Genomic DNA, 17,611 nt, shown 5'->3' with positions numbered 1-17,611 from the left:
TAAAAAGTGATGGATGGCCGGGTCATTCCCGGTCATTGGAATTCCTGGAATTCTTCAAGACTTTGAATTTCTTGTTCATCCGTCGTCGTCTTTTTCCTGCGGCGAATCAATAAGAACAGAATGATCGCCAGCGCCAGAGCTGCCGCGCCGGCACCCCACAACGCGATCGTTCGCACGGACGAGACACTCTCGCCGGACGTAGGTACACTGAGAGCGAAACGCCCAAGTGCGTCGGTCTTAATATAAGCGATGCCGCCCGAACGCCGCGCAGTAAACTGTGTCAGCGTGCCATCGTCGTTGATCCGGCTGACCGACACCACACCGTTTTGATATTCCGGCGGAATCGCAAAGCCGAGTTCTACCTCGCCCGCAGGGGTCACACTGTCGCCGTTTACCGTCAACTGCGCCTCATACAGTCGGGCAATCTCTTGTCCCAAACTGCTTTTCACAGCGTTTTCATCGCTCTTTTCCGGCTGAATTTGTTTTACAGTCAACAGGGCATCGTCCGACACCACGCCTTCCTGTGCCGAAAGCACCGTGTTGTAGGCGCTCTCACGCAACACTACATCCGAATAGGACGGTCCTTCCTGGGTGCTATTGTAAGTGCGCCGACTGGTCAGCCGATCCGTTACCGTGGTTTGCGGCGAACTAGACGTTTCTTCTTCCGGCTCCTGCGGTGCGGGCTTTTTCACTGTGTAGGTCGCGGACTGCACACTGCTGGGATCCAGCTTATCACTGACGGCAATGGCCTTAATGGTTACGGCGCGGGTGATGGACAAAGGCGCCACATACATGGTCAGCTCCTTCAAATTGTCCGCGGTAGGCTCGGTACCGTCTGTGGAATAATAGATTACAGCGTCTTCGGTAGAGCTTGTAATGGATACCGTTGTGCCTGTCTCAATTTCCCCGGACGGGATGCTAAACACCGGTATCGCTGCCTGCCCTGCACGTGTATAACGGAACACCGCCACATCGCTGGGGGCCTTATTCTCCACTACGGCAATGGCCTTCAAAACAGTGCTGGACGAGCCGGACACGTCAATGGGTTCCGAATAAATGTGAGACGACGTGGTCGGCGTTGTACCATCGGTGGTGTAGTAGATGGTTCCTTCTTTGGCCGTCAAAGTCACGGTAGCTCCGTCAAACACCACTGCGCCTGTAGGTATGTTGGCTGTGGGAGATGCTGCTTGTGGCTGGAATTTGTAGGTGAAGGTGGCCACTTGGCCTCCTTCTCCTCCATTGACTACCGCGATGGCACGCACTGTAATAGCCGTATCGGGGTCTCCCGAAAGAGTGAAACTGCTGCCAGTCTTGGTGGCATCATTTGCAGCGGCCCACTCGTAGGTGGTGTAGTTTTTACTTGCCGAAGAGGTATACACATTTTTCACCTGGGGCGTTGAACCGTCCAAGGTGTAGAAAATTTGACCATTGGTGATTCCTGTGCTCAGTGTGATACTGGTATCGTTTGCCAGCACAGACCCGCTGTCCACCGAAATATTCAGATAATCTTCTTCGGGGCAGACTGTATAGCTGAAAGATACCGTATCGCTGGGGGTATATCCGTCCCGTTGAATGTATGCGCGTACCGTGATGGTGGAACCATAGTCTGCATCCAAATTGACGATTGTACCGTACTGTTTTTCAGAATCAACGGCCTTCGGGTCGGTACCATCCGTCGTAAACACGATGATTCCTTCTCCGGATAAGTTCACTCGGGTTCCCTTGGACACCACACTGCCGCTGGGCAGTGAGATAACTGGCGACTGTGCCGTGGGAGCCACCGTATAATGATAAGTAGATACCACACTCTTGACGCCCTGCCGTACAGCCACCGCCTGTATCCAAACTTCCTTGGTAACGACGATTGGTTCTGTGTAACTAAGATCCTGATTAATTACGGGCGCATCATCCTCACCAGGTTCACTCGTGTAAACCTTGTAGAAAATCTGCGCTCCTTCCGTACCACAGTTCAGAGTGATGGATGTGCCATATTCCACGGCTGTACCATCCACCGGGCTGGCGTACACTGCTTGCACCGGAGCGGGCAACTGATAACTAAATGTCACAAATTCACTGGCTGCCCGAGACCCATCGGCCACTACGGCCACCACACGCAGGGTAAAGAAAGTGGTAACTGTCTCCGGCATAGAGATGCCTTCGGCCGCGTCATAAGGAATGGTAGAAGGTTCTGTATGCGTGGCTCCATTTTTATCTTTGTACCAACGTATTCCCTTGGCATCGGTACCCCGCTCCTTATCGGAGGCGCCGTTCCATCCCTCAAGCCATTGAGCATACTCTTTCTCCACTTGTGCAGTGTCAGAAACATCCGGCAGTGTTGTGTCCTTGGTGTAATAGATTTTTGCTCCCACTGTGCCGGAAGTAAGCGTGATCCGAGTATTTGGCTCAACGATGGACACCGCATCGGCGCTGGTTTGGGGACTTGCGACAGGCGCATCGGTCTGGGCCAGCCGATAAACAAAGCTGACGGCATTTGAAATAGAGGTGGCCGGCGTTTGACGGTCTTTGTCCAGAGCAATGGCGGTCACAGAAAAGATGGGCTGCGCCTCGGTGGCAGACATGGAAATTCCCTGCTGCACATCGTAAATGCGAGTGGCCGGCTCTCTGTATTGATTGCCTTCTTCGTCCTCATACCAACGGGTGCCGTCGGGATCCTGCCCCTTTTCAGCCGCCGCTGCATACTCTGCATCCCAAGCGTCCCGCTCTGCATAATCGGGCACGCTGCCATCGGTGGTATAGTAGATATCTGTATTCAGTGTGGATGTGGTGAGCATAATTCGCTCCCCGTTGGCCAGACGAGTCGGATTCGATGGATCGGTCGTCGGACTGGCCGTAGGCGCTGCTGCCTGAGGCAGCGGATTCACCGTGTATACAAACTGTGTCAGCTCACTGGGCTCCAGACTGTCGTCGGCAGACACGGCGATGACATTCAAAACAAACAGCGGTGCATCCTCATTCGGCACGCGGATGCCTTGTGTCGAGTCGTACAAAAGCGTACTCTCATTGTCCGGCACCCAGTGCCCTCCATCCGCATCCTCCTGCCAGGTCACAACCGGGCGACTGCCATCCACCGTGTAGAAAATCTCGGTATTGACATCACCGGAAAGAGCAATGCGGTCACCAATATCCACGGTGGTACCTCCTTGCATATCGGTGGAAGGCACCGCCTGAGGTGCAGCTACACTGCCACGTACTGTGTAAGTATAGGTAGCCTCTTCGCTGGCCAGATAGCTGGTCACGCCGGCGGGAGGATACAGCTTGGCGCGAATGGTGATCTTATCTGCGGACACGCCATCCAGCAAAATCTCGCCCGGATTTCGGAAGCGGATGTAGTGGACGATTTCTTCCTCAATCTGGCCGGTCTCCTCGTTCTGCGTTTGCGTTACTTCACTCCAAATCTGACACACAGCATACTGGTAGGTAGATGCATTTTCCAGCGCACTCTCGGAATCGTTTTTCAGATACCGAATCGTGGGCAGTTCGGATGTGCTGAAGCTGGAACCGGAATCCACAATCAGATAGCGTACTCCCTCAATGGGTTCGTCGGAGTTCGACGCCCGCTGGTAATCCGCATACTGGCTGAACACTTCGGACTGCTTTGAATATTCCGCGTATTGGGCAGACAAAAAGCTGGTCACACTGGTCATGCGCTCTACAAAACGCTCATTCAGCTCAAGTATCAGGGGCTGAGACGGCCGCACGGTGGAACCGGATTCCACATTGGCCACCGGCTGTTCGGCGCTGGAGCGCATCTGGACCGTGAAGGTAGCCACGCTGGAAGAAATTCCGTAGTTGGGGTCATATACAATGGCATTGATTTCGAGTTTGTTATCCATGCCAAAATCCATAGTGGGCGGATTTTCCGGGTCGTACAAAGTGGCAGTATCCGGGTCCGGCACATGACCATTGACTGTGTAATACACCCGATATGCCTCGCCGCCGGAACTGTTTGACGCGTACCGGAATTTAAAAATCTGCCCGTTATCGTACAGATTGCCGCCTACAAAATCGGCCTCGTTTTCACCAATCACAAGTTGCGGTGCCTCGGGCGCATTTAGATTCGCAGGTGTGTAGGTGACAATCTCCGGCTCACTGGCCTTCATGGCAGAACCGCTTTTGGGATATGTAATGGCGATCACAGTGACCTGTTCATAAGCACCCGTTGGATATGCGATTTCCTTCTGCTGAGTCGGATCATATAAAATACCGTCTTCCTTGTCGGGATACTCTGCCGAGGAAATCTGCTCCGCGCTCCGGTTGGGGTAAATTTGGTAATAAACTTCCACGTTGGGCTGGTCCGGAACGGTGATGGTAAATTTATTATTGGGCAGTTGTCCTTGGGCGTTGGGCTGGATGGTGGGCTTCAACGCTGTGTCACCCACGGCCACTGACTGAATTGTCTCCGAGACAAAGGTAGTGTTCCTGTTGGAATAAGTCCCGCTTATCTGGCGCACGGTCACCCGTACCTCACATGCAGCCAGAGTGGTGTACTCACTTTCGGAACCCCTTAGCAGCTCCAGCGCAGAGAAGGGACTTCCCTCGACCTGCCCGTTTTCCACCTTCCAAGTGCCACTGACGCTGAATTGAGGCTTATAACTCAGCTCAGCCTTTGTCGGGGCAGAATCCAGTTCGGTACACTGGGCCACGCCGTCCGCGCCCGCTTTCAAAAGATAGCCTACGGTGGGACTGTCCTCGGTGGTCTCCTTGTCCCCCTCGCAGTACATCCACAAGTACAGACCGTTTCCGTTCAACGCATTTTTTTGCTCTTTTGTAAGCTCGTAAACCAAACCATCTTCCGGAATACTCACCCAGCCGCTCGAAGCGGGCGGAGTGTTGGTGGTGGTAAGCTGGTACCAGCGCACGTCACCGTCGCTGGTCTCAAAGGTTAGCGTATAGTCCTGCGCCGTGCTGTTTTTTAACTCCGGCGTATTCTTGGACCCTTTCACCGCCGCCATGGACGCGGTGCGGTTTTCCACTGCTGTAATGGGGTTGACGGTTACTTTCAGCGTGGACTTCCAAACCACTGTGGTCTGCTGTTTGGCTTTTTCGGTGCCTTCTTCGCCTTCCCCGGCAGAAGCGTCCTCTTTTTCAAAAAGCCGTTTCAGCTCGCCGGTAATCGTGACCGTACCCTCTTTGACGGCGGTGTAGCTCTCATCTGCGTTCTTGGTCAATACGCCTGTGTCGGCAGGAGTCAGAGTATAGCCAATGGTTTGCTTCTGACCGTTCTCCTCGGTGTATCCCTCAGGCGGTGTAACGGTTATATTGGCCAAGTTCAACTTCAACTTCTGCCCCAGCTCCAGTGTCACCGTGCCCAGATCCTGCCCGGTAGCACTGGGTGTCACGGTTTTTTCCACTGGTTGCAGAGCGTCCTTTACCGTGACGGTGGCCGTGGCCACAGGAAGCAGTTTTTTCTCTTCCTCGGTGGCATCGACCGACTCAAAAGTCGCTGTTATCGTAAGGGTGTCAGCCGTCTCGTCGGCGGCTACGCTCAGAGTGCCGTTTTCGTCGATGGACGTTTCCTCCGCATGGTCACCGCAAAGAGCCCACAGAACTTTATATGGACTGCTACCCTGTGAAAAATAGCCCGTCATCACCGCGCCGAAATCCACGGTACCACCCTTGGCCACATCTGCTTCGGCAGGCGATATGCTCAACTGGGCAGGTTGGACAGCGATCTGACAACTGGCGGATTTTCCTCCCGCCTCAGCCTTCACCGTAAAGGTACCGAAGTAGGACTGCTTCACCGTCAAAAGGCCATTCTGATCGACTGTGGCCTGTTCGTCGGTGACTCCTTCCAAAGACCAGGTCACAGCCATGTCCTGCTCCAGGTTAGTGCCCGTCACCTGTGCGTATAACTGATATACTCCACCACTGTAATGATCATAGCTGGTGGGCTCGCCGGACAAATTGCCAGTGCGGCTTTCCAAAATTTTCACGCTGCTCACCTGGCTGGGCACTTGTGCCTGAATCTGGGGAGCCGCGGGCGTGGCCTTGCGCCCCATCAATGCGCCCTGTACAGTGTATGACCAGTTGGTGGCCGCAGGCCGGGGCGTGACCGGGTCCATCTGAGACACGGTAATCGTCACATCGGAACCGTCCTCTGTGGGGGTCAGCACGACGTTAGGGGTCTGGAACATCCAAGCCAGGCCCAGCTTGGCGCTGGAGCTTTCCACCCAAATGGTCTGATTTGCCAGCAAGGTCTGCTTGGCACTGCTTTCGGCATTGGCACCGGTGACCACGTTGTCCATCACGGTATAGCCGGTCCGGCCAATACGTGCACCGTTGTAGGCATAGCACTGGCTGATGTTGCAGTTGTCATCCTTCAAAGCATAGATATAACCTGCGCGACCGGAATAGTTTCCGTTGATGGGAATGTATCCATCTACCGTACTGCCGGTGGTCAGGGCGGAATCAGTGATGTCCTCGGTTGCCATGCTGGCAACCTCCACCACGCAGTTTGAAACGGTGCTTCCGTTGGCCAAGGAGGCTACAATGCCGCCCGCCTGAGAGGCGGTGTGATCGCTCTGTTCCGGGTTAGAGTGGTAACCGGTCACGCTGGCATTTGAGTTGTAGCAGTTGCGGATGGTAGAGTTGGACGCAAAGCCTACCAAAGCACCGGAGCGCAGAACAGCCTGCTTGCGGTCAGGCGTCCAGCGGTAGGTAAGAATATCGATGCCGGTAAAGCACTCCTCAATCGTGGAGTTGTTCATGGTACCGACCAGGCCGCCGATGTTTGCGTCATTGGTCAGGAAATGGTTCAGTGCCACCCGGAAAGTTCCGGACGGAGTGCTGTTCAAACCACCGGTAGAGCCGTTGGTTAGTGCCACGCGCCGGATGGTAGTGCCGTTTTTTGCGGCGCCTGCCACCACACCGAAGTACATGGCATAACGGTAGGTATTGTCCCCTTCCGCCAGTACCAGATAGCGCACTTTCGAGCCGTCCAGCGTTCCGTTCAGCCGGATGTTCAGATTTTCTACCGTGGCACCGTCCAGCGTGCCGAACAAACCTACGTTGACAATCGATTCGCCATTGGTATCTGTGGGACTGACCAGTTGGGAATTTCCCGCAATTTCGATGGTGTGCCCGTTTCCATTGAATGTGCCTCGGAAATTATCCTTGATGAAGATATCCCCACTCAGCTCGATGTCCGCAGCAAGAGTTACGGTTCCTCCGGCATAGTCCTTACCGTCGCGGGTAAAGGTGTTCCAGTCGTTAACGTTCTGGATAATCATGGTGTCAGCCGCAAAGGCATTCACCGCGGGCAACGCCTCCAGGAGACCGGTGGGTGCGAGGCCCAAAAGCAATATCCAAACCAACACCAAGCTGATAACGCGCTTACAGTGTTTCATCAATCGGCTCTCCTTTCCAAAGGAAACATCGCGTCCAAACGGGACGGGAAAGATTTTCCCTCTTTCTCATATTCTCTGCGGGCCGCTTGAATCACACGGCCCATGGTAATGGTTCTTTTTGCTGCCGCGGCAAGGCAAGCCGCATATACTGCACAGTTGCGGATTCCTGCGCCTGACAATTCCAGTTGACTGGCCAAAAGTTCCCAATCCAACTGTTGCACCGGTGCGTCGGCTGGAAAAGCCTTTTTCCACATCCCCAGACGCAAATTTTCGTCCGGCAAAGTAAAATGCACCATAAATCCGATTCGGCGGCGAAAAGCTTCATCAAAATTTTGCAAAAGGTTAGTTGCCAACAAAACAACGCCATCGCACTGCTCGGTGCGCTGCAAAAGATAAGCAATCTCTGCATTGGAATATCGGTCTTGTGCATCGGTCGCATCCGACCGCCTCGCAAACAAAGCGTCCGCCTCGTCGAAAAACAACACGCAATCGCTGCGGCGGGCAGCATCAAACACACGTCCGATATTTTTTTGTGTTTCTCCAATGTATTTGCTGATCAGTTGAGATAAATCCACTCGGTACAGTTCCATTCCCAATTCGTTTGCCAACACACTGGCTGCCATCGTTTTACCTGTGCCGGATGCCCCATAAAACAAAGCTGTAACGCCTTGTCCGGTTGATCCCTTTTTGCCGAATCCCCAAGTTCCGTATACAGTGGCTCTGGCCCGGGCAACCGCACAAATGTCCTTTAATTGACGTTCACATTCGTTGCTGACTACCAAATCATCAAACGTATATCCTGTGCTTAGTTTCTGAGCACCCATTCGAAGTGCCGCACTGTTCTCCGCCCGCAGTGCGTGTAAAAAGGCAGATGGTCCTCCCTCTCCACACAATTCCAATGCGCGTGCCCTTCTCAAGGCAGCCATCAAACGGCCTATGGTAGGACGCAAAACAGATGCAGCTTGCGCCCAAACGGCGGCCGTTTCTTCGCCACACGCTTCTCGAACGGCCCGCACACTGTCCGCAACCGTCATGGGCTGTACTTCGCAAAACAAAACCGTCCCGGCAGGAGCCGGACCATCCAGCCCCTGTTCAGGCGCAGTATACAGCGCCAAAGGAACTTGTGACAAAAGTTCCCACGCGCTTTGTGCATTCACAGCGCAGGGAAGTGCATTGTAAATGCGGCTCAGTACTTCCATATCCTCTTGTGTTAAAATATCCGGAGTTTCCAACAAGAGAAGCGAAAAACCTTGCCGTGCCGCCATTTGTTCCAGCAAGAACCGACGTCCTGTACCCTGTGCACCGCACAAAACAATGGCTGCGGACTCCAGTTCTCCGTCCGTACGAGCCAACCCTTTTAAAAACGCCTCCATGCGAGACAACGTCTGTTGGGAGTGGTACAGTGGCCGTTCACTACCGGTTATAAGTTGTGCGCCTTGGGGCAATCCCGGCGCACGCTGCAGTAAGAAATCTACAGCAAATGGATGCAAACATCCACCTTGTGCCCCGGGTAGAAACAAATTTGCCACGCCTTGCCATGGCGTAAAACCAAATTTTGTCAACAAAGCCCAAGTCTCCGCTTTGTCGGGTAGCGGCACACCATCTGCAAGGCGCGCCGTACACACATACAAAAGAAGTGTCTCCGGCCAGGATAAATGATACGCGCTTGCCAAGTGAGCCACCGGCATAAAACATTGCGCGCCCTCTTCCATTTGGTTGAGGACGCGCAACTGCTCCGCAGCATCCCCTTCCAGCACAGCTCGGCCGGCGGCGCATACTGCTTGCATATACTGTTCAGTTGTCACGGCGGCTGTTCTTTCCATCCGATGCCTTCTCCTCTGTTCCAGACAACTCCTGTGTCGTCATCGCATACTGCAAACGACGATTGCGTTCACGGCGGTAATATTCAAACATCTTGGCTTTTTGTAGATCAAAGGCTAGATTGATTTTGCGAAAAAACAATTGACTCTGTGTTTGTTTTCGCATTAACAACGCCGTCAAAGCATCTTGTCTGTGGGAAAGTTCCTTCTGCTGCATACGAAGCTGTGCTGTTTCTGCCGCCCGCTTCTCCAAAAGGCTCTGACGAACTTGCTGTTCCAGTTTCTTTCGCTCCAAACGACTTTGCAACAGCTCCTGTTGCTCACTGCGATCCAAGAAAGGCATGGTCTTGCGCAAGGTCTCCAAATTGATCCGACGCAAATAAGGCGCCAGCGATTGTTCCGACCACGGCTTATTTTCTGCTTTGTACACAAGCACCGCACTATTTCTTTGACGACGTGCACTGTAAGCCAGATTTTGTGTTCCGCTTTTTAACGTGCGCATTTGCTGGGCCTCGTTCATACTTCTCTGATATGCTGAAGCCGCGTTATCAAAAATAGAAGTTTTGATGTTCGCAAATAAAAAACTTTGGCCGCGTCCCGGATGGTATCCCATCTGGATGCGGCCATACAGTGTATCCAACTTCCACAATCGATCGCAACCATAAAAATCCGGTACGTAACGGTTCTGCTCGTACCCTTCGATTTTATGATGCTCTTCGAATCGAGTAGTCACAAGGTGTTGAGCCGCGGTTAGACGAGCTACCGCCTCACGAGTGGACGCATGCATTTGTTTTTCCTTATGCATCTGCACGAGTATCCCTCCCGCTTGCTTCCATTTTATCGAAGTCATCTTGATTGGATAACTGTCCAAAAGTATAGGTTTTGAATATTTTTTTACAAAATCCCTCGTTTTTTTGCCTCGCTGAGAGCGCCTGTCCGATTGCCTGCCCCCAGTTTTTCGCACAAATTATGAATGTGAAATTTCGCCGTCGGCAACTTGATTCCCAATGCCTCACAAATATCGCGATTGGTTTTTCCGGCCGCTAAAAGATGAAGTACTTCCACTTCTGTTTGTGTAAGCTGCGGAATATTGACTGTCTTTTCTACGGGCGCATACAAAGCCGGACACAACAGTGACAACTGTTTTGCCGCCTCAGATGCTTTGCGCCAAAAGGCCATCTGTTCTTCGCTCGATGTCCTCTCTCGGATGCAACGATTTACAAGAGCCAGCATAGGGGCTCCCCGATCCGCAAACAGGCGCACATAGCCGTAAGGTTGGGCCAAATCCAACGCTTGATATACTTTATCCAGAGCGGTGCTTCCATCTCCCATGCGCTCGCAAGCCAGTGCTCCGTCCAAAAGATACTCCACTCGATCAATGGTTCGGCAATCCTTTTGGATCATCAACAACAAATCTTCTGTCAGCATAGCCGCTTCACGGTATCTGCCCAAAGCAAGATACGCCTGTGCTTTTGTTTGCAGCACATATGCGTTCTCCGGACAGCAGCGGTCAAACTCAGCGCTGTCATAACGCGTCAACCACTGCTCTACCTCTTCTAAGCGCCCCCGACGCATAAAAAGTCTGGTTTGAAAAGCATGTGCATTGGGAATCAGCCAAGTTGCCTTTTTCTCCTCCAGTGTGCGCAGCATACGCTCCACCAATTCTTCCGGTTGCTTTGAGGCCGGATCCAGCAGATGAAGCCGCACAGTCAAACACAACCCTGCAAAGCAAATCTCAGGATCCGGCGCACTTTTAGCTGCCGCCAATTGAAGTGCCGCATTGTTTAAATCATTTTTTAAGTATAAAAGTTCTGCGCATGCAGCTTCGGAAGCACCAAGGCCTTCTTTCTCCAACAAGGCCCCCAACATCGGACGCACAATGCTGCGCACCGCTTTCCAGTTACGTCCCCACTGGGACAAATCCTTTGCCCCGTTCAATACACTCGGACGCCCACCGGTAGCACTAAATGTCACCTGAGGCGTAACCATTTCATTGTACAACACGGAGAGTGTTAAAAGGATTTGGGCATTGTCCGTACCTTTTTTCATCAAGGAAACGGCCCCTAACAAACTTTCGATACGTTGTCGTTCCGGTGTATTTTCTCGACTGCGTTCCCGAAGGCTGCTGAGCACCACAAAACCTCGTTTGGCCTCATCCATATCTCCACGGTCCACAGCCAACTCAATTCTTCTCACACACAAAAGTGGGCGGCGACGCACTTCTTCAGGCAATTTTTCCATCGCAGCAGATGCATAAATTTTTTCCTGTACAGGAAGACGTTGCACATCAATCTGTTCCAGCAGTGCCGCCGCAGCATTCCAGTCTTCCCGCTCGATTTGTTCTTCGACCGGTCCCCATTCGAATTGACTGTCTGCCATCCCAAAACACCTCACTCATCTGCATTCTCAAATCTTTGTCTACGACTTCCATTTTATTTCTGATAAAATCGGAACATTTTTCCATCGCCATGCCGTATTTTCCTATACCGTACCTCTCTTTTATACGAGTTCTTTACACTGTTTCAATATAGCATAAGCCAATCCTCTTTGGCATTGCCCGTTTTCGTGTAAAAAACGGGCAATATGAAACAGCCTTACGGCTTCACTGCAGCATATATTTTTTTAGATCCTGGCGATGTCGAATATTCAATTTTTGCAATGCCATAGAAATATGACGCTTAACCGTATGGGGTGAAATATTCATATGCTCTCCAATCTCCTGGTTGGTCCAGCCCCGAGCTGCTAACATTGCTGCCGCAAACTCGGTCGTTGTCAGATTGTCCGCCACGTCATGGCCTGTGATTGGATTATGAATTTTTCTCCATCCTGCGGAAAAACGATAAGTAATAGCGATAACACGCTTAAAATCTTCGGGCCAGTCCTTTTTCAAGACGGCTTCCAGCATACCTCCAAGCAAGCCATGGTGCTCGCCAAATCCTTCGATCAAATCATCCGGTCTTGCCATTTCCCATGCGGCCAGAAGATGTTCCTGGGCCTTATCCGACTGCCGAAGGCTCATATAATCCATAACTGCTACCAAATGAAGATAAATCGTAGGAATGGGAAAGACCATCGGCTGCATTGCCAATGTGGCCTCCACAATCCCAAGGCTCTTGGCATATTCACCTTGCAAATAGATATAATGGGCCTGCACGTACAACGCAAAAGCCCGCAATCCAGGTGCAAGCAACGGTAAAAAATCCTTTGTGGGCGGAAGGCCCTCTGGCAAAGGAAGATGCAAAAGAACTGCTGCAGCCGTCGCAAAAAACGCCTGTACCGCACGCAGTTGGGGTGCAGTATGCGCATCTGCACAGGCCAGCGTATGCTGCACTTGTGAAAGTGCGTATCTGGCCCGATGAATCTGACCGATGGACAAATTGGCATATCCATAAATCAGGCAAGCCGACAACCTCAACGCCATGTCTTGGCTGGTCAAATACAACTCCGACTCCTGTGCAGCCTGTTCCGCCTGACCGCTAAAGTAATGGTATTCCGCCAGTGCAATTTGCTTGCGCGGACCAGCTTCCATTTTTTCAATTGTCTCCATACAATGCCCCGGTACAAAAGGCGTGTTCATTAAGGGCATCAAATCTTCATAGCAAATATTTTGTTCCAGTTTTTCCTTTCTGGGATCCACGGGTTTTTGAGCACCCGCTGGAATCTCCCAGGATACTCCAAATTTTCTGGCCCCTTCCACACGTCCTTGTGCACAGTATTTTTGCACCAGCCGTTCAGACACATTCCATTGTTCGGCAGCCTGCTTTACTGTGATATAGTCCATGCTTTTCCTCCTATAAAATCATGTATTCGTATCTCCGCACACTTTTGAATCATTTTCTGAGGTTTTATCCCTGTTTAAAAAACTTTTTATATTTTTTTGTCGTAAACGAAGCCAAAACAATGCGACCCCCAGCAGCCGCAGAAATACGTAGATTTTTTCTTTCCGCCGTCTGCATTGAATCTGATAAAAGCGCTTCTTCACCAGATGTACTCGCATTGCTGTATCGCGCATTTTTCGACTTCTCCTTTCGAAATAAAGGAAGCCCCTTTACTTCTCAGGTACAAAAAACGAAAAAAACTCTCACCTAAAAATCAAATTTTTAAATCTTTTTTGAAAACAAACGACCGGATAAGCCATCGCCTATCCGGTCGTTCAAAACTACCCTTATTTTTATGTCTCCTCGATATTTTTATTCTTTTTCGATACGGCCGCAAACCATTTGCCTGTTCCCATGCCTAAAAACAACGTTATAAGCGGTAAGGCACAAGCAATGTATCGAGCCACGCCACCATAAGCCACTAGCAAATTGTAAATGCCGTGAAATGTAATTGCTGCTCCCAAAAGGGCACAGGTTCCCGCCGCTTTGAGCCAGGGCTGCCGCCATACGTACATCAGTCCCCAGCCAATCATAGCACCACAAACAATGTGCATAGCACCTGTGCTAAACCCACGCACCAACAAAAAGCCAAAATTCTCCGCGCCGTTTCGAATCAAATAACAAATATTTTCAAAAGTTGCAAATCCTGCGGCTACCGTTAAAACCGCATTCCGAATGTCATCGGGTCGAGGCTCAAACACAACCAAATAAAATAAAACCGGCAGCAACTTAAAAATCTCTTCTACTACCGGCGCAATTTCGGCCGTAGCACTGAATGCATTTGCATGATAGACCATCGCAAAAAAAGTATTGAGATAAGCAGCCAGCAAACATGTCCCCATCCCCGCAAAGCAGAACAGGAAAAAGCGCAGATATCCCTTTCCCATACACCATGCAGTGAGCAAAAGCGGTGCGGCAATGCAGACAAACACATTCTCGATATAGGTCATTGTTCTATCACCTTCCAGCTCACAGGCAACAAGGTCGCCAGTACAATCGTCAACAAAAAGTCAAACCAAAAATATGGATTGGAAAGTGTACTACCTACCCAAAAGCAACTTGTGGTCCATAGCCCATACTCCGTAATCCAAAGCAGCATAACCGTTTTGTGGAAACTTCTGCTTTTGACCGCATCCTCGGTCTTTCCTCTTTGATAACAAAATCCTCGAATAGAATTCCAGGATACAAGGATGACCAGAACGCCAAGGCCGATATTTAAAAAAATATCCCCATACGTGCAATAAAACGCAAAAAGCGGAATGCCTATCAAAGGAGCAAGCCACATGGCCCAACAGCGAAACGTCCGTTCCTGTGCATTAGACAATTCATACTGCAAAATAAAGAGAAAAATGTAACTGCAAATCCAAGTAATGTCCGATACATAGAAAACATGTGGCGTATATGAAAATAAGCAATAATAAAGGGTCCAATACAGCCCTCCCAACGCCCAACATCCATAAAAACCGCTCAATAGGAAATAAGGCTGTTTGCGAGTCTGGCCATAGAGCACCATTGCCCGGATTCCACAGATCAATGTGACCAAGAACTGAAAAATATTGTCAATGAGTTCGACCATCGTCGTCCTCCGTCTCATTCCGGTCTCGCTCCATGCGATGCAACCGCTCACACAAAATGGTAAAAGCCACCCCCAAAACAAATGCAATGACACCGACCACAATGTATCCAAGACCAGAGCCATCATTGAATACACTGGCGGCCATTTTATAATCGGCGTACCATCCGGTTCCCAACTGAGTCATCAGTTGGGGCATAATCGTGGACAATCCAACAATGATTGCAAAGCATGCAGCTACCGAAGATATTGCTATAAAACGCAGTTGATTGCGCCTTTTTTGTGCCTTTAACTTTACGATGCGGTGCTTCACCGCTGCAACACGCTCCTCATTCTGCCGCATCTGTAATCCCCTCCCGTTTCAATAGTTGCCGCAAACTTTGCTTTCCCCGATACACCAAATTGGAAATTTGTTTTTCGTTCTTTCTCATCACCTGTGCCGCCTGTATATAACTCATCTCTTCAAAATACGTCAGATACAATGCTTCGCGATAGTCGGGATTGAGCCTTTCCATACAATCATATAAAATACGGTTTCGCTCTTTATTTTTTATTACTTCCTCAATGAAATGGGTGCCTTCCAATTCCCAGGCCAGATTGTCCAAACTGAAACAGATTTTTCGTCTGTTTTTATGGCGCAGCGCCATATGACGCGCGGATTGATACAGATATGCCTTCAGTCCGCCATCCCGAATGCGAGGTTTTTTCACAAACAAATACGCAAATACCTCGATCATTAAATCTTCTGCCTCGTGAACATCGTGCAAATACCCATTAATGTATAAAGTCAGCGGAGTGCCATACTTTTCCATCAACTTATCTAGGCCGGACTCATCCCCTGCTACACAACGGCGATAATACTCTTCATCCGTCATTGACTCCGCCTCCGTTTCGATATCGAGTCCTGCCAAAAAACGAAACCCAACTTTACCTTCATTATATATATAAATTTTATTTTTTTTCAAGCAATGAAAAAATTTTCGCTTCATGCTATACTGAGGTGCAGAAAATCCAATTGCTTTTCTGCATGGAATTCATCGAAAGGACAGCGGTATGGATATTTTTAAACTTGAAACGGATCAACTCTTATTAAGAAATTTTGTGGAAAAGGATTTGACCGCTCTTCATTTACTATTGAGTGACAAAGAAGTCAATACTTTTTTGCCATGGTTCCCTGTAAAAACAATGGAAGAAACAAAACATTTTTTTGAAACGCGGCTAAAAGGCAAAAAATATTGTTTTGCAATTTGTTTGAAAGAAAAAGATGAACCGATTGGGTATATAACGGTTGCAATGGATGACAGCCATGACTTTGGCTATGCCCTTCGTAAAGAATTTTGGCATCAGGGAATTGTTACGCAAGCCAGCAAGGCGGTCGTTCACCTGCTGCAAAAGGACGGCATCGACTACATTACCGCTACACATGATAAAAACAACCCAAGAAGCGGCGGAGTAATGCGTCAAATTGGTATGAAATATTGTTATTCTTATAAAGAATTGTGGCAACCGAAAAACATTCTGGTCACTTTTAGAATGTACCAATTAAACTTGGACGGACAAACGAATCGAATTTATAAAAAATATTGGAATCTATACGCAGATCACTTTATTGAAACCGATGTGTAGAAAACGCATAAAAGAGGCTCCGGAAAATTCCGGAGCCTCTTTTTAATGTATTTTTTCGCCATCATCTGTTTGATTTTTAACAGAATTCTTTTCCGATACATTCGAACGATTTTCTAAACAAAATATACCATAAACCAGACACAGACCATTGCAAACAGATGCAACCGCAAACAAAACGGCAATGCTCTGACCGCCCCACATTGGTTCCCAGCTTCGCTGTAAGCAGGAACCAAGCAACGTTGCCGCATAAGAAAACGCACTTCCAATTGCAGCAGTAGTACCCATATAGGTTGTACGACGGGTAGGGGGAGCGCCATTGTACTGAAGATTGAGCGCAGCCATTGCGCAAGCACTTGTACACACGGACTGAACCCCATACAACAACGGTGCCGCCCATAGAACTATTTCTGTGTTTATAAAAGTCCAACCCAAGTAGGCACTCGCAGTGAGGGCATTTGTCATAAGCAATACTCTCTTCCATCCAGCTCGGTCTGCAACGGTTCCAAAAAGCCAATTTCCAACCAGGCTGAACAGCAAAGTCTCGACCGTCATAGAGGACAAAAAAGTATAAGACAGTCCCATATATTGAATGAGGTACACCGTTAAAAAAGGTGTGGCCAGGCTCGTACTAAAGTACCAGAAGATCATGTACAAAACCACTTTTTTATACTTTGCATGACCCAGTGGCTCCCACATGCCCCGAAAGCATGGGACATGGGATACAACGCAAGGTTTTTCCAGAATTGATGCAAGAAGCACCGCATCCACCACGGCCAGCACCATAGCGGTGCCAAACACGATTGAAAAACCAATCAATGGCTGTCCAAAGGCGACAAAACAATCCAACTGCCACCCCATTGCCAATCCCGCCAAAGCGTTACAACCGGCACTTAACATATCACGTCGCGCAAAATACTTTCCCCGGCCAAACGACGGAGCAATGTCCATCACCCACTGATTCAAGGCCGGTGTCACAAAACCCGCCGCCAAGTAAGCAACAAAGTACAGGATGAAAATAAAAGTCAACCGTGCTTTGCTTTCTCCAAATAAAAGCGGTGTAAGGATAGAAAATCCCAATGAAAAGCGGAATAAAAAACACATTAAAAAGATTACCGGTTTTCGGCGGGATAATCTCTCGAACAAAAGCGGTGATACGAGCTGCAACACACATCCGAATTGGGGCAAAGAACCAATCAACGCACAGAAACCCGCATCCGCTCCCAACCAGCTCAGGTAACCTGTTAAAAAATTACCTGTACAAAGAGAAGCAATGACCCCTGCAACGGCATTTTCTCCCCAGAACAGCCGCTGGCTGCGGACAAGGCGTGCACTCTCGCACTCGTCCAT

The 17,611-nt window shown here is 49.9% G+C and carries 11 protein-coding genes; 1 reads left to right on the top strand and 10 read right to left on the bottom strand.

Annotated features, from left to right (window positions below; translation table 11 throughout):
* Positions 1–32 precede the first annotated feature (32 nt).
* From AB5H98_RS03140 to AB5H98_RS03100, 9 genes are all read right to left on the bottom strand, one after another.
* Positions 33–7,367 (bottom strand): chitobiase/beta-hexosaminidase C-terminal domain-containing protein, encoded by a 7,335-nt coding sequence (locus AB5H98_RS03140; RefSeq protein ID WP_367924462.1) that lies wholly within the window; start codon positions 7,365–7,367, stop codon positions 33–35.
* Positions 7,367–9,190 carry an ATP-binding protein gene (locus AB5H98_RS03135; protein WP_367924461.1) on the bottom strand — a complete coding sequence of 608 codons (1,824 nt, stop codon included), beginning with the start codon at positions 9,188–9,190 and terminating at the stop codon, positions 7,367–7,369. Before AB5H98_RS03135 ends, AB5H98_RS03140 begins: the two co-directional genes overlap by 1 nt.
* Entirely contained in the window at positions 9,162–9,998 is an 837-nt protein-coding gene (locus tag AB5H98_RS03130) for a hypothetical protein (protein WP_367924460.1), read from the bottom strand. Before AB5H98_RS03130 ends, AB5H98_RS03135 begins: the two co-directional genes overlap by 29 nt.
* Before the next feature lie 83 nt (positions 9,999–10,081).
* A complete protein-coding gene (locus AB5H98_RS03125; RefSeq protein ID WP_367924459.1) occupies positions 10,082–11,566 on the bottom strand; it encodes a LuxR C-terminal-related transcriptional regulator in 1,485 nt (494 codons plus the stop codon).
* Between the two features lie 223 nt (positions 11,567–11,789).
* Positions 11,790–12,968 (bottom strand): LuxR C-terminal-related transcriptional regulator, encoded by a 1,179-nt coding sequence (locus AB5H98_RS03120; protein WP_367924458.1) that lies wholly within the window; start codon positions 12,966–12,968, stop codon positions 11,790–11,792.
* Positions 12,969–13,358: 390 nt separating this feature from the next.
* Positions 13,359–14,015 carry a PrsW family glutamic-type intramembrane protease gene (locus AB5H98_RS03115; RefSeq protein ID WP_367924457.1) on the bottom strand — a complete coding sequence of 219 codons (657 nt, stop codon included), beginning with the start codon at positions 14,013–14,015 and terminating at the stop codon, positions 13,359–13,361.
* Positions 14,012–14,641, bottom strand: coding sequence for a histidine kinase (locus AB5H98_RS03110; protein ID WP_367924456.1), 630 nt, complete (start codon positions 14,639–14,641; stop codon positions 14,012–14,014). Before AB5H98_RS03110 ends, AB5H98_RS03115 begins: the two co-directional genes overlap by 4 nt.
* Complete coding sequence (locus tag AB5H98_RS03105) at positions 14,625–14,981, bottom strand: DUF4179 domain-containing protein (protein ID WP_367924455.1); 357 nt, start codon at positions 14,979–14,981, stop codon at positions 14,625–14,627. The genes AB5H98_RS03110 and AB5H98_RS03105 overlap by 17 nt, the downstream gene beginning before the upstream one ends.
* Positions 14,968–15,513 carry an RNA polymerase sigma factor gene (locus AB5H98_RS03100; protein WP_367924454.1) on the bottom strand — a complete coding sequence of 182 codons (546 nt, stop codon included), beginning with the start codon at positions 15,511–15,513 and terminating at the stop codon, positions 14,968–14,970. The genes AB5H98_RS03105 and AB5H98_RS03100 overlap by 14 nt, the downstream gene beginning before the upstream one ends.
* Before the next feature lie 178 nt (positions 15,514–15,691).
* Here AB5H98_RS03100 and AB5H98_RS03095 point away from each other — a divergent pair, with 178 nt between their 5' ends.
* A complete protein-coding gene (locus AB5H98_RS03095) occupies positions 15,692–16,264 on the top strand; it encodes a GNAT family N-acetyltransferase (protein WP_367924453.1) in 573 nt (190 codons plus the stop codon).
* 42 nt (positions 16,265–16,306) lie between these two features.
* On the opposite strand, the gene AB5H98_RS03090 is transcribed toward AB5H98_RS03095, so the two are convergent.
* On the bottom strand, positions 16,307–17,611 hold the full coding sequence (locus AB5H98_RS03090) for an MFS transporter (RefSeq protein ID WP_367924452.1): 1,305 nt from the start codon (positions 17,609–17,611) through the stop codon (positions 16,307–16,309).

Origin of the sequence: uncultured Ruthenibacterium sp. (assembly GCF_963558415.1) — a bacterium.
Classification (GTDB): Bacteria; Bacillota; Clostridia; order Oscillospirales; family Ruminococcaceae; genus Ruthenibacterium.
The sequence above is the reverse complement of the archived record's forward strand: the minus strand, read 5'-3'. Positions and strand labels throughout refer to the sequence as shown.

Excerpts from the sequence above, each read along its gene's own strand:
- AB5H98_RS03115 (WP_367924457.1), bottom strand. The coding sequence starts at position 14,015 with ATGACCTATATCGAGAATGTGTTTGTCTGCATTGCCGCACCGCTTTTG.
- AB5H98_RS03100 (WP_367924454.1), bottom strand. The coding sequence starts at position 15,513 with ATGACGGATGAAGAGTATTATCGCCGTTGTGTAGCAGGGGATGAGTCC.
- AB5H98_RS03095 (WP_367924453.1), top strand. The coding sequence starts at position 15,692 with ATGGATATTTTTAAACTTGAAACGGATCAACTCTTATTAAGAAATTTT.
- AB5H98_RS03125 (WP_367924459.1), bottom strand. The coding sequence starts at position 11,566 with ATGGCAGACAGTCAATTCGAATGGGGACCGGTCGAAGAACAAATCGAG.
- AB5H98_RS03110 (WP_367924456.1), bottom strand. The coding sequence starts at position 14,641 with ATGGTCGAACTCATTGACAATATTTTTCAGTTCTTGGTCACATTGATC.
- AB5H98_RS03105 (WP_367924455.1), bottom strand. The coding sequence starts at position 14,981 with ATGCGGCAGAATGAGGAGCGTGTTGCAGCGGTGAAGCACCGCATCGTA.
- AB5H98_RS03120 (WP_367924458.1), bottom strand. The coding sequence starts at position 12,968 with ATGGACTATATCACAGTAAAGCAGGCTGCCGAACAATGGAATGTGTCT.
- AB5H98_RS03090 (WP_367924452.1), bottom strand. The coding sequence starts at position 17,611 with ATGGACGAGTGCGAGAGTGCACGCCTTGTCCGCAGCCAGCGGCTGTTC.
- AB5H98_RS03135 (WP_367924461.1), bottom strand. The coding sequence starts at position 9,190 with ATGGAAAGAACAGCCGCCGTGACAACTGAACAGTATATGCAAGCAGTA.
- AB5H98_RS03140 (WP_367924462.1), bottom strand. The coding sequence starts at position 7,367 with ATGAAACACTGTAAGCGCGTTATCAGCTTGGTGTTGGTTTGGATATTG.